We start from the raw sequence: 12,216 nt of genomic DNA, 5'->3' as shown, positions 1-12,216 counted from the left end.
TCGGTATGCACAGAGTAGTCGACAGTCCCGGGCGCCGGCTGGATGCCGCGGCGTCGCCGGTGCATGTGAGACTTGAGGCGTGACCGCGTATCCCTCCTGGACCCCGGCCTCGCGCCCCGGCATCGTCCCGCTGCACCCCCTCGGCTTCGGCACGATCCTGGGTCGCTCGTTCAGCGCGCTGCGGCACAACCCGAAGGTGCTGCTCGGGTTCGCGATGTGCGTGCAGGTGGTCGCCTACCTCGTCGTGACGCTCGCCGTCGGCGGCGTCGCGCTGTGGGCGTTCTCCCGACTCGACACGCTGCGCATCGGGTCCGACGAGTGGAACGCCGTGATGGCCGGGTCGGTCGCGCTGACCGCCGTGGCGGGGTTCGTGCTGGGACTGGCGGCCACCGCACTCACGGTGATCGTGCAGGGTGTCGTGGTCGCGGACGTCTCGCGCGCCGTCGTCGCGGAGAAGCAGCCGCTGGGCCGGCTGTGGGCCCGGGTGCGGGCGGTGTTCTGGCGGCTGTTCGGCTACACGATCATCGTCACGGCGCTCGTATCCGTGCTGGTCGGGGCCGTCGCCCTCGGGCTGGTGCTGCTCGGGACGATCGGCCCGGCGGGCATCGTCCTCGCGGTGGTGCTCGGCATCCTGCTCGTGCTCGTCGCGATTCCGCTGTGGCTGTGGCTGTCGACGAAGCTGGCACTGGTCACGGCGGCGATCGTGCTCGAACGCGCGACCATCGTCGGCGCGATCGCGCGGTCGTGGGTGCTGCTGCGCGGCCGCTTCTGGGCCGCGCTCGGGGTCATCGTGATCATCTCGATGTCGTTCGGCTTCCTCGCCCAGGCGGTGAGCCTCCCGTTCGCCATCGCGAACAGCCTGCTATCGGCCGTGGTCTCGCCCACCGGCGAGCCGAGCGCGTCCGCGTTCACGACGCTCATCGTGGGGACCCTGCTCACGCAGGCGATCGTGCTGGTGGTGCAGGCGGTCGGCCTCATCGTGCAGTCGACGGCCACCAGCCTCATCTACGTCGACTGCCGCATGCGTCACGAGGGCCTCGACATCGACCTGCAGGAGTATGTCGAGAAGCGGGATGCCGGCACCGCCGACCTGCCCGACCCCTACACGCCGCACCCCGATCGCCCGCACCCGGCGCGGCCCACACCGCAGCCCGCTGCCTCCGCGCGCCCACCCGGGTACCCGGCGCCGCCGGTCCCGCCGGCGCCCCCCGCTCCGTCCCCGACGCAGTGGACCGCCCCCGGAGCCCCGGCGGACGACGAACGGCGCGACCGCCCGTGATCGTGCTCGCCGATGCGCCGCCCCTGATCCCCGATGCCGACGAGGCTCGTCGCTGGGTCGAGGAGGAGCTCGCACGGCCCGAGTACACCGCCGCCGAGCCGACGCTGTTCGACCGCGTCGCCCAGGCGATCGGGGATTTCCTGGCCGGACTGTTCACGGGGCGCGGGCTCCCCGGCTTCGACGGACTTCTGGCGATCGTCGTGGTCGGGGTGGCCGTGCTGCTCCTTGTGGCCGCATTCCTCATCTGGGGGCGCCCGCGCACCGTGCATCGCTCGCGGCCCGCCGTCGCCGAGCTCTTCGGCACCGACCAGCGCTCCGCGGCCCAGCTGCGCACCGATGCGGACGCGCGGGTCGCCGCAGGCGACTGGGACGCCGCCGTCGTACTGCGCTTCCGCGCCCTGGCGCGGGCACTCGCTGAGCGCGGCATCGTCGACCCGGCCCCCGGGGCGACGGTGCACGGGTTCGCCCGGCAGGCCGCGCGCGCCTTCCCATCCATGCAGGAACGACTGGATGCCGCGGCGGCCGCGTTCGACGACGTGCGCTATCTGCGCCGCCCCGGCACGGCCGAGCTCTTCGCCGTGGTGGCCGAAACCGACGACGCGCTCGCGGCCCTGCGGCCGGCCGCACTCGCCGACGTGGCGGAGTTCGCATGACCACGGTCGCCGCGAAGGTCGAGCAGTCCACAGCCGTCCCGCACCGACGGCGTGTGGGTGTGTGGGCGGTCATCGCGATCGCCGCGGTCGTGGTCGGCGCCCTGGGCGCGGCGACCACCGCCGCCCTGGAGTGGAGCGCGAAGGGCGCCCTCGACCCCGATGGCCCCGGGCCGACCGGCACGCGGGCGCTCGCGCAGGTGCTGCGCGCCCACGGCCTCGACGTCGAGGTGACGCGCGACCGCGCGAGCACGGATGCGGCCCTTCGCTCCGACAGCACCCTCGTGGTCGGATCGACGGCCGTGCTGTCGGACGACGCGCTGCGCACTGTGACCGACGCCGCCGCGGTGGTCGTGCTGCTCGACCCGGTCGCCCGCGATCTGCGGGTGCTGCTCGACGGCGCCGGCACGGCCGGGTATGCCCCGGCCGACCTCGTCCGGCCCGAGTGCGACCTGCCCCCGGCCACACGGGCCGGGTCCATCGTCCCCGGTGCGCTGTTCGCGGCGACCGGCGACGGCGTCACCGGCTGCTACCCCGCCGGCGAGGGCTTCGGCCTCGTCACGCGCGACGGGGTCCTCGCCGTCGACGGGCGCGAGCTGTTCGTCAACGAGCGCATCGCCGAGCACGGCAATGCCGCCCTCGCCCTCGGGCTGCTCGGGCGCAGCGACAGCGTCGTGTGGTACGTGCCCGGGCTCGGCGATGCCGACACCGGCAGCACCGCCCCCACACTCGGCGAGCTCACCCCGCCGTGGGTGACCCCCGCGATCGCGCTGCTGCTGTGCGCCGGCGTCGTCGCAGCCGTCTGGCGAGGCCGCCGGTTCGGACCGCTCGTGGCCGAGAACCTGCCGGTCACGGTGCGCGCCGCCGAGACCACGACGGGGCGCGCGCACCTCTACGCGCGTTCGCACGACGCGCCGCACGCCCTCGACGTGCTGCGAGCGGGCGCGTGCGACCGCCTCGCGCGCCTGCTCGGCCTCGGGCCATCCGCACGACCTGGCGATATCGCCGACGCCGCCGCCGCACGGCTCGGGGCACCGCGCGAGACCGTGCGCGGCATCCTCATCGACTCCGTCCCCGCCTCCGACGCCGATCTCGTGACCGCCAGCGACCAGCTGCGCGACCTCGAGACCGCCGTACGCGCCTCCGTCCACCTCGAAAGGACCGACCCATGACCGCACCCACCGCTCCCGACGACCTGCGCAACGCGATGAACCGGGTGCGCCTCGAGGTCGGCAAGGCCGTCGTCGGCCAGGACGGCGTCGTCACCGGTCTGCTCATCGCACTGCTGGCGCGCGGGCACGTACTGCTCGAGGGTGTGCCCGGTGTGGCGAAGACCCTGCTGGTGCGTGCCTTCAGCCGGTCGCTCGGGCTCGACACCACGCGCATCCAGTTCACCCCCGACCTTATGCCGGGCGACGTGTCGGGGTCGCTCGTGTACGACGCCCGTGCGGGTGAGTTCGAGTTCCGCAAGGGCCCCGTCTTCACGAACATCGTGCTCGCCGACGAGATCAACCGCACGCCGCCGAAGACGCAGGCGGCGCTGCTGGAGGCGATGGAGGAGCGCCAGGTGTCCACCGACGGGGTCACGCGTGCCCTGCCCGACCCGTTCCTCGTCGCGGCGACGCAGAACCCGATCGAGCACGAGGGCACCTACACGCTGCCCGAGGCACAGCTCGACCGATTTCTGCTCAAGCTCGTGGTCGACGTGCCGGCCCGTGACGCCGAGATCGACGTGCTGCGCCGGCATGCCCACGGCTTCCGGCCCGGCGACCTGGCCGGCGCCGGCGTCGCGCCGGCCGTGACGGTGGCCGACGTCCACGCGGCGCAGGCTGCCGTGGCATCCATCGCCGCCGCCGACGACGTCCTCGGCTACGTCGTCGACCTCGCGCGGGCCACCCGGCAGAGTCCCTCGGTGCAGCTCGGCGTGAGCCCGCGCGCGTCGACGGCGCTGCTGGCGGCGGCGAAGGCGTGGGCGTGGCTCGGCGGATATCCGGCGATCACGCCCGACCACGTGCAGACCATGCTCGTGCCGGTGTGGCGGCACCGCGTGCGCCTGCGGCCCGAGGCCGAGATCGAGGGTGTGTCGGTCGACGCGATCCTGCGCTCGGTGCTGCAGCAGACCCGCGTGCCGATCTGATCCGATGGGCATGATCCTCACCGGCCGGCTCGCCCTGCTCACGGGGCTTGGCGTCGTGCCCGTCGTGCTGCTGTCGGCGGCGGGCGTCGACCCGTGGCTGGCCGCCGCCTGCTGGCTCGTGCTGTGCGCGGTGCTGGCGGGGGTGGATGCCGCGGCCGCCGGCGATCCGCGGGCGATCCGCGTCGACCGGCACATTCCCGCGCGCGCCCGGCTGGGGGAACTCGTGGAGACCCGGCTGTGGCTCACGAACGAGGGCGGGCGCACGGTCCGCGGTCTCGTGCGGGATGCCTGGCAGCCCACCGCCGGCGCACCCGATGCGCGGCTGCCGGTGACCCTGCCGCCGGGCGAGCGCCGCATGCTGGAGGTGCCGCTGCTGCCGCGCCGCCGCGGTGAGCGCGCCACCCAGTTCGTCACCGTGCGCAGCCTGGGGCCGCTGGGGCTCGCCGGGCGCCAGGCATCCCTTCCCTCGCTCGGTGCCGTGCGCGTGCTGCCGCCCTTCGCGTCGCGCCGGTATCTGCCCTCCCGCCTGGTGCGGCTGCGCGAGCTCGACGGCAACACGAGCGTGCAGGTGCGCGGCCAGGGCACCGAGTTCGACTCGCTGCGCGAGTACGTGCGCGGCGACGATGTGCGCTCGATCGACTGGCGCGCCACCGCGCGTGCCGGCACCACGATGCTGCGCACGTGGCGCCCCGAGCGCGACCGGCACGTGGTCGTCCTGATCGACACCGGCCGCACCTCGGCGGCCCGTGTGGGCGACGGGGTGCGCCTGGACGCGGCGATGGAGGCGGCACTGCTGCTCGCCACGCTCGCGAACCGGGCGGGCGACCATGTGCACCTGGTCATGTTCGACCGAGTCGTCCGGGCCCGCGTCACCGGCGTCGATGGTCCCGCACTGCTGCCCGCGCTCGTCGACGCGATGGCCGCCGTCGAGCCGCAGCTCATCGACACCGACTGGGATGCGGCGTTCGCGCAGGTGCGCGCCGTCACCTCCCGGCCCGCGCTCGTGGTCGTGCTCACCGCGCAGGACCACCCCGACGCGGCACGCGGAGTCCTCGGCTCCCTGGGGCTCGTCACGCACGCGGCCCGGCTGGTGGTGGCGACCGTGACCGACACCTCGCTGCACGCGCTGGCCGCCGAACGCGGCACCGGCGAACAGGTGTACCGCGCCGCGGCGGCCGAGCGCACGCTGCGCGACGCGGCACAGGTGGCCGCGGCGATCGAGCGGGCTGGCGGGGACGCGATCGCCGACGGCCCCGACGAGCTGCCCCCGCGCGTCGCCGACCGCTATCTCGCGCTCAAGGCCGCGGGGCGTCTTTGACGGCAACCCGTGCGATTCGTCGCGATTCTGTGAATCCGCCACTAATGTAAGCTCCGGAAAGGATCCACTCCCATGAGCAACGACCCTCGTCCTGAATCGAGTGCGACACCGACGCCTCTCGACCACACGCCGCCGCCCTCTGCTCCGAGCTATACGGCCCGTCTGACCGCCGAGGCGCTGGGCACGTTCCTGCTCGTGTTCGGCTCGCTCGGCGCGGCACTGTTCGCCGCCGGGTTCGGCGCCGGAACCGAAGACGGCATCTTCGCCGTCGGATTCCTCGGTGTCGCCCTTGCGTTCGGTCTCACCCTGATGGCGGGCATCTATGCGTGGGGTCCGATCTCGGGCGGCCACTTCAACCCGGCCGTGACACTGGGACTCGCCGCTGCGGGCCGATTCCCGTGGCGTGACACCGGCGGCTACCTCATCGCGCAGATCGTCGGCGGTGCTGTTGGAACCACCCTGCTCGTGCTCATCGGGCTGTTCGGGCCCGGCAACTGGCTGCAGCAGGCGCAGGCGGGCGGGTTCGCGAGCAACGGCTTCGGGGAGCATTCCCCCGGCGGCTTCGGCCTCGGCGCGGCGATCGTCGCCGAGATCCTGTTCACCGCGATCTTCGTGCTCGTGATCCTCGGCGTCACCCACTCCAAGCGGGGCACCCCTGCCATGGCGGGACTCGTGATCGGGCTGACCCTCACGTTCATCCACCTGGCATCGATCCCGATCACCAACACGTCAGTGAACCCGGCCCGCTCGATCGCTGCAGCGATCTACGGCGGACCCGACGCGCTCATCCAGCTGTGGGTGTTCATCGTGTTCCCGATCGTCGGCGGCCTACTGGCCGGCCTGATCAACAACGCGTTGTTCGACCGCAAGGGCTCGTAACCACCGGGTGGACGAGGAAGAGGGGATGCCGGTCGGCATCCCCTCTTCTTCGTCTGCTGCGGGATCAGCGGTGCAGGTCGAACCTGTCCAGCTCGGTGACCTTGGTCCACGCCGACACGAAGTCGGCGATGAAGGCATCACCGGCGTCGTCGGCCGCGTACACCTCGGCGACGGCGCGCAGCTCGGAGTTCGAGCCGAACACGAGGTCGGCACGCGTGCCCACCCACTTCTTCTCGCCCGTGGCGACATCCGAGGCCTGGAACGCGTGCGAACCCGGGTCGAGAGCCGTCCACTCGTTGGCCATGTCGAGGACATTCACGAAGAAGTCGTTCGTGAGCTCACCGGGGCGGTCGGTGAAGACGCCGTACGACGATCCATCCCAGTTGGTGTCGAGCACCCGCAGACCGCCGACCAGCACCGTCATCTCGGGTGCCGTCAGGTTCAGCAGGTTCGCCTTGTCGACGAGCAGATGCTCGGCCGGAAGGCCCGACGCCGCTGCCAACGGGCCGGTGTAGTTGCGGAACCCGTCGGCCACCGGCTCGAGGTGCTGGAACGATGCCACGTCGGTCTGCTCCTGCGTGGCGTCGGTGCGCCCGGGGCGGAACGGCACGACCACGTCGTGCCCGGCCGCCTGCGCCGCCTTCTCGACTCCGGCGTTGCCCGCCAGGACGATGAGGTCTGCCAGCGACACCTTCTTCTGTCCCCCCGCTGCGTCGAAGCGCTCCTTGACGCCGCGCAGCACGTCGAGCACCTTGGCGGTGCGCGCCGGGTTGTTCGCCTCCCAGCCCTTCTGCGGCTCGACCGCGAGGCGGGCGCCGTTGACGCCGCCGCGCTTGTCGGAGTTGCGGAAGGATGCCGCGGCCGCCCACGTCGTGGCGACCAGCTCGGAGACGGTCAGGCTCGACGCAAGGATCTCGGCCTTCAGCGCCGCCGTGTCGGCCGCGTCGATCAGCTCGTGGTCGACCGCCGGCACGGGATCCTGCCAGAGCAGTTCCTCGGTCGGGGCATACGTGCCGAGGTAACGCGACGACGGACCCATGTCACGGTGCGTCAGCTTGAACCAGACGCGCGCGAACGCGTCGGCGAAGGCCTCGGGATCCTCGTTGAAGCGCTTCGAGATCGGGCCGTAGATCGGGTCGAACCGCAACGACAGGTCACTGGTGAGCATGCGGGGCTCGCGACGCTTCGACGGGTCGTGCGCCATCGGAACCATGTCGGCACCCGCGCCGTTCTTCGGACGCCACTGCTTCGCACCGGCCGGGCTCTCCATGAGCTCCCACTCGTACGCGTACAGGATGTGGAAGAACTCGTTGTCCCACCGGGTCGGGTGGTAGGTCCAGGTGACCTCCAGGCCACTGGCGGTCTGGTCGTCGCCCTTGCCGGTACCGAAGGCGTTCTTCCAGCCGATCCCCATCTGCTCGAGCGGGGCGTCTTCCGGAGTCTCGCCGACGAGGTCGGCGGACCCGGCGCCATGTGTCTTCCCGAACGTGTGACCGCCGCCGATGAGGGCCACGGTCTCTTCGTCGTTCATCGCCATGCGGGCGAAGGTCTCCCGAATATCGTGGGCGAGCTCGACCGGGTCGGGGTTGCCACCGACGCCCTCGGGGTTCACGTAGATCAGACCCATCTGCGTCGCAGCGAGCGGGTTTTCGAGGTCGCGCTTCTTGTCCTCCGGGTTGTACCGCGCCTCGTCGCCCAGCCACGTGGTCTCCGAGCCCCAGTACACGTCGTCGTCGGGTTCCCAGGCGTCGACACGACCGCCGGCGAAGCCGAAGGTCTTGAAGCCCATCTGCTCCATGGCAATGGTGCCGGCGAAGATCATGAGGTCGGCCCACGAGACCGACTTGCCCCACTTCTTCTTGACGGGCCACAGGATGCGGCGCGGCTTGTCGAGGCCGACGTTGTCGGGCCAGCTGTTCAAGGGCGCGAAGCGCTGCTGACCGGAGTTGCCGCCGCCGCGGCCGTCGGTGACGCGGTAGGTGCCGGCGCTGTGCCAGGCCATGCGGATCATGGCGGGACCGTAGTTTCCGAAGTCGGCGGGCCACCAGTCCTGCGGGGTGGTGAGCGCTTCGATCACGTCAGCCTTCAGCTCGTCGAGATCGACCTGCTCGAAAGCCTTGGCGTAGTCGAACTCTTCGCCGTAGGGGTTCGTGGCGGGCGGGTTCTTCGCGAGGATGCGCAGGTTGAGTCGCTTGGGCCACCACACCTGGTTCGCCGTGCCCGCTGTCGGGTGGGGTGGGGCGTGGACGACCGGGCAGCCGCCGGAGTCGGGGCCTGCGCCCTCCTCGCGGGCGCGTTCCTGCTCTTCGACGGTGGGCGTCGGGATGATGCCCTCGGGTTGGTCGATGACATTGTCGGTCATGGTGTCCCTTCTTCGTGTGTGGTGGTTTCAGCGGTGGCGCACGCATCGCACGTGCCCCAGAACGTCACTTCTGCCTCGTGCACGCGGAAGCCGTGCGCGTCCGAGGGTGCCAGGCACGGCGCATCGCCCACGACGCAGTCGACATCGCGCACGGCGCCGCACTCGGTGCAGACGAGGTGGTGGTGGTTGTCGCCGCGGCGCAGCTCGAACAGCATCGGGTGGCCGGCCGGCTCGATGCGCCGTGCGAGACCCACGTCGGCGAAGTCGCCGAGCGCGTTGTACACGGACTGCACGCTCGTGCCGGGAAGCTGCGGCAGTACGCACGCGAAGACATCGTCGGCGCTGGCGTGCGGCCGGGCGACGAGCGCTTCGTACACGGCGCGACGCGATTCGGTGACGCGAAGACCCGCCCCGCGGATGGCCGCGGCGGCGGCGGGCGCGGCCGAGGCGGCGGGCGATGCGGTCACGCTGGTCACGGCATCCATTGTATCGTTGTTTTTAGAAAGACAAAACTAGGTCAGCCCGCGACGAGCCGCGGCGTGCCTGCCTCGGCCTCGGTGAGATCGCCCGTCTCCCCCGCGCGCACCGCCCTGCGGCCGAGCACGAGCATGTAGGCGAGGAATGCCCCGAGTGCCATCGCACCGATGCCGATCTTGACCCATGCCGGCCACGGCTGGCGGGTGATGAAGCCCTCGATGAGTCCCGACAGCGCGAGCGCGAGCACCAGTCCCACGACGATGGTGGCCATCGACCGGCCCGCCTCGGCGAGCGCGGCGCCCCGGCTGCGGCGGCCCGGCGCGATCCAGGCCCAGAACACGTGCAGCCCGGCCGCACCGGCCACGAAGATGCAGGTCAACTCAAGCAGGCCGTGCGGCAGGATCGAGGCGAAGAACACGTCGCCGCGGCCGAACGCGAACAGCACCGCGGCCGCCGTGCCCACGCCGACGGCGTTCTGCACCAGCACGTACACGGGCCACAGCCCCGTGATGCCGAACATGACGCACTGGGCGGCGATCCATGCGTTGTTGGTCCAGACGAGCCCGGCGAAGTCGGCGGCCGGATTCTCGGAGTAGTAGTCGGTGAACTCGTTCTCGGCGTAGTGCTCGAGGTCGGCCCGGTCGCCCAGTGCGGCGAGCACCGCCGGGTCCCCGGCGATCCACGCCGCGACCAGCGAACCGACGGCGACGAAGCCGACCGCGATCACCAGTGTCGTCCACCGCACGCGGTACAGCGCCGCGGGCAGTTGCTGCGCGAAGAAGCGCGGCACCTGACGCAGCGGGCTGTCGCCGGTCGTGGTCAGCCGCAGCCGTGCTCGGCCGAGCAGCGTCGACACGTGGTCGCCGGTGGGGGTGCGGCCCGCGGACGTCTTGATGTCGGCCAGATCTGCGGATGCCGAACGATACCGCGCAACGAGCTCATCGACCTCGGGCCCGCTCGGGCTGCGCAGCCGCGCCAACTCGTCGAGCCGCGCCCACTCGCCTCGACGCGCGGAGGTGAGCGCGTCGAGATCCATGTGATTCACTGTACCCATGCCCGCCGGACCCCCCGTCCTCGTCGAGATCGGCCAGGACGAGGTGCTCACCGGCGAGGCCATCGCTCTCGACGTCCAGCCGCTCGGGTACTTCCTGCAGGCCGTCGGCGCCCTCGTCGATGCGCTCGTCAGCGTCGCGCTGATGATCGCGGGCGCTCTGCTGATCGGTGCTCTGCTGGCGCAGGGCGCCCTCACGCAGGCGACGTCGCAGATCGCACTGATCACGCTGATCGTGCTGGTGCTCGTCGTCGTGCCGACCGTGGTCGAGACGGCCACGCGCGGCCGTAGCCTCGGCCGGCTCGCTGTGGGCGGGCGCATCGTGCGCACCGACGGCGGGGCCTCGGGCTTCCGCCAGGCGCTGATCCGCGCACTGGTGGGGGTGCTCGAGATCTACCTGACACTCGGCGCCGTCGCGCTGCTGGTCGGCGCGTTCACGCCGCGGGCGCAGCGCCTCGGCGACCTGGTCGCCGGCACGTACTGCGAGCGCACGCGCGCGCCCCGCCTGCCCGCACCAGCGCCCGGGCTCCCGCGGGGACTCGAGGAGTGGGCCGCCGTGGCCGATGTCGCGCGGCTGCCCGACCGTCTCGCACGGCGCATCGCACAGTTCGCCCGCGAGTCGGCGACGATGGATCCCGGCGCGCGGGCGCGCCTGGCCGCCTCGCTCGCCGCCGAGGCCACGGCGTTCGTGGCACCGGTGCCGCCGGTGGCCCCCGAGACGCTGGTGCGCGCAGTGGCCGCCGTGCGCCGCGACCGCGAGTACGACGCGCTGATGCTCGAAGCGCAGCGCGTCGCCGCACTCACCGCGCCCGCATCGGGGTGACGGCGGTCGTCAGTAGCGGTAGTGCTCGAGCTTGTACGGGCCTTCGACCGGCACGCCGAGGTAGTCGGCCTGCGCCGGGGTCAGCGCGGTGAGCCGCACACCGAGGGCGTCCAGGTGCAGGCGGGCCACCTTCTCGTCGAGCGACTTGGGCAGCACGTACACACCGACCGGGTATGCGGCGGTGCGCGTGTACAGCTCGAGCTGGGCGAGAACCTGGTTGGTGAACGACGCGCTCATGACGAAGGACGGATGTCCGGTGGCGTTGCCGAGATTGAGCAGCCGACCCTCGCTCAGCACCAGCACACTGCGCCCGTTCGGCAGGCGCCACTCGTGCACCTGTGGTTTGATCTCGACCTTCTCGGCCCCGGGCAGCGATTCGAGTGCGCCCATGTCGATCTCGTTGTCGAAGTGGCCGACGTTGCCGACGATGGCGAGGTGCTTGAGGCCGAGGATGTGCTCGACGGTGACGACGTCCTTGTTGCCGGTTCCGGTGATGACGACGTCGATCTCGCCGATCACGTCGTCGAGGCGGGCGACCTGGTACCCGTCCATGGCCGCCTGCAGCGCGCAGATGGGGTCGATCTCGCTGACGATCACCCGCGCGCCCTGGCCGCGCAGCGCCTCGGCGGCGCCCTTGCCCACATCGCCGTAGCCGACGACGAACGCGGTCTTGCCGCCCAGCAGCACGTCGGTGGCCCGGTTGATCCCGTCCGGCAGCGAGTGGCGGATGCCGTACTTGTTGTCGAACTTGGACTTGGTCACCGAGTCGTTGACGTTGATGGCGGGGAACTGGAGCTCCCCCTTCTCGAACATCTGGTACAGCCGGTGGACCCCGGTGGTGGTCTCCTCGGTGACGCCCTTGATGCCGGCGGCGACCTCGGTCCAGCGGTTCGGCTCCTTGGCGACGGACGCCCGGAGGAGGTCCAGCACGACCGACCACTCCTCGGAGTCGTCGTCGGTGGTGTCGGGCACGGCACCCGCCAACTCGTACTCGCGACCCTTGTGGACCAGCAGCGTGGCGTCGCCGCCGTCGTCGAGGATCATGTTCGGACCGACGTTGCCGTCGGCGTCCGCGGGCCATGCGAGCACCTGCTCGGTGCACCACCAGTACTCATCCAGCGTCTCGCCCTTCCAGGCGTAGACCGGGATGCCCTTCGGGTCCTCGACCGTGCCGGTCGGGCCGACGGCGATCGCCGCGGCGGCCTCGTCCTGGGTGGAGAAGATGTTGCAGCTGCACCAG

Annotated in this window: 11 protein-coding genes; 7 read left to right on the top strand and 4 right to left on the bottom strand. The window is 71.6% G+C overall.

Annotated features, from left to right (window positions below; translation table 11 throughout):
- The first annotated feature begins 79 nt into the window (after nt 1-79).
- From ACK5IN_RS02540 to ACK5IN_RS02515, 6 genes are all read left to right on the top strand, one after another.
- On the top strand, nt 80-1,279 hold the full coding sequence (locus ACK5IN_RS02540) for a hypothetical protein (protein ID WP_416894659.1): 1,200 nt from the start codon (nt 80-82) through the stop codon (nt 1,277-1,279).
- Entirely contained in the window at nt 1,276-1,932 is a 657-nt protein-coding gene (locus tag ACK5IN_RS02535) for a DUF4129 domain-containing protein (RefSeq protein WP_416894658.1), read from the top strand. The genes ACK5IN_RS02540 and ACK5IN_RS02535 overlap by 4 nt, the downstream gene beginning before the upstream one ends.
- The gene (locus ACK5IN_RS02530) at nt 1,929-3,101 is read left to right on the top strand and encodes a DUF4350 domain-containing protein (protein ID WP_416894657.1); all 1,173 of its coding nucleotides are present in this window, start codon (nt 1,929-1,931) and stop codon (nt 3,099-3,101) included. The genes ACK5IN_RS02535 and ACK5IN_RS02530 overlap by 4 nt, the downstream gene beginning before the upstream one ends.
- The gene (locus ACK5IN_RS02525) at nt 3,098-4,066 is read left to right on the top strand and encodes an AAA family ATPase (RefSeq protein WP_416894656.1); all 969 of its coding nucleotides are present in this window, start codon (nt 3,098-3,100) and stop codon (nt 4,064-4,066) included. Before ACK5IN_RS02530 ends, ACK5IN_RS02525 begins: the two co-directional genes overlap by 4 nt.
- Before the next feature lie 10 nt (nt 4,067-4,076).
- Nucleotides 4,077-5,384, top strand: coding sequence for a DUF58 domain-containing protein (locus tag ACK5IN_RS02520; protein ID WP_416894655.1), 1,308 nt, complete (start codon nt 4,077-4,079; stop codon nt 5,382-5,384).
- 72 nt (nt 5,385-5,456) lie between these two features.
- The gene (locus ACK5IN_RS02515; RefSeq protein ID WP_416894654.1) at nt 5,457-6,263 is read left to right on the top strand and encodes an aquaporin; all 807 of its coding nucleotides are present in this window, start codon (nt 5,457-5,459) and stop codon (nt 6,261-6,263) included.
- Nucleotides 6,264-6,327: 64 nt separating this feature from the next.
- On the opposite strand, the gene katG is transcribed toward ACK5IN_RS02515, so the two are convergent.
- The 3 genes from katG to ACK5IN_RS02500 are packed head-to-tail and all read right to left on the bottom strand — an operon-like array spanning nt 6,328 to nt 10,138.
- On the bottom strand, nt 6,328-8,625 hold the full coding sequence (katG, locus tag ACK5IN_RS02510; RefSeq protein WP_416894653.1) for a catalase/peroxidase HPI: 2,298 nt from the start codon (nt 8,623-8,625) through the stop codon (nt 6,328-6,330).
- Nucleotides 8,622-9,092: a Fur family transcriptional regulator gene (locus ACK5IN_RS02505; protein ID WP_416894688.1), complete on the bottom strand. Its 471-nt coding sequence runs from the start codon at nt 9,090-9,092 to the stop codon at nt 8,622-8,624. The genes katG and ACK5IN_RS02505 overlap by 4 nt, the downstream gene beginning before the upstream one ends.
- Before the next feature lie 50 nt (nt 9,093-9,142).
- Complete coding sequence (locus ACK5IN_RS02500; protein WP_416894652.1) at nt 9,143-10,138, bottom strand: stage II sporulation protein M; 996 nt, start codon at nt 10,136-10,138, stop codon at nt 9,143-9,145.
- A 16-nt stretch (nt 10,139-10,154) separates the two neighbouring features.
- On the opposite strand from ACK5IN_RS02500, the gene ACK5IN_RS02495 reads away from it, so the two are divergent.
- The gene (locus ACK5IN_RS02495; protein WP_416894651.1) at nt 10,155-10,976 is read left to right on the top strand and encodes an RDD family protein; all 822 of its coding nucleotides are present in this window, start codon (nt 10,155-10,157) and stop codon (nt 10,974-10,976) included.
- 9 nt (nt 10,977-10,985) lie between these two features.
- Here the strand turns inward: ACK5IN_RS02495 and ACK5IN_RS02490 are convergent.
- On the bottom strand, nt 10,986-12,216 hold a 1,231-nt coding region (locus tag ACK5IN_RS02490), incomplete at its 5' end, for an adenosylhomocysteinase (protein ID WP_416894650.1).

Source organism: Microbacterium sp., assembly GCF_047971895.1.
In the GTDB taxonomy this organism is placed as follows: domain Bacteria; phylum Actinomycetota; class Actinomycetes; order Actinomycetales; family Microbacteriaceae; genus Microbacterium.
The sequence above is the reverse complement of the archived record's forward strand: the minus strand, read 5'-3'. Positions and strand labels throughout refer to the sequence as shown.

Excerpts from the sequence above, each read along its gene's own strand:
- ACK5IN_RS02525 (WP_416894656.1), top strand. The coding sequence starts at position 3,098 with ATGACCGCACCCACCGCTCCCGACGACCTGCGCAACGCGATGAACCGG.
- ACK5IN_RS02520 (WP_416894655.1), top strand. The coding sequence starts at position 4,077 with ATGATCCTCACCGGCCGGCTCGCCCTGCTCACGGGGCTTGGCGTCGTG.
- ACK5IN_RS02495 (WP_416894651.1), top strand. The coding sequence starts at position 10,155 with ATGCCCGCCGGACCCCCCGTCCTCGTCGAGATCGGCCAGGACGAGGTG.
- ACK5IN_RS02530 (WP_416894657.1), top strand. The coding sequence starts at position 1,929 with ATGACCACGGTCGCCGCGAAGGTCGAGCAGTCCACAGCCGTCCCGCAC.
- ACK5IN_RS02500 (WP_416894652.1), bottom strand. The coding sequence starts at position 10,138 with ATGGATCTCGACGCGCTCACCTCCGCGCGTCGAGGCGAGTGGGCGCGG.
- katG (WP_416894653.1), bottom strand. The coding sequence starts at position 8,625 with ATGACCGACAATGTCATCGACCAACCCGAGGGCATCATCCCGACGCCC.
- ACK5IN_RS02515 (WP_416894654.1), top strand. The coding sequence starts at position 5,457 with ATGAGCAACGACCCTCGTCCTGAATCGAGTGCGACACCGACGCCTCTC.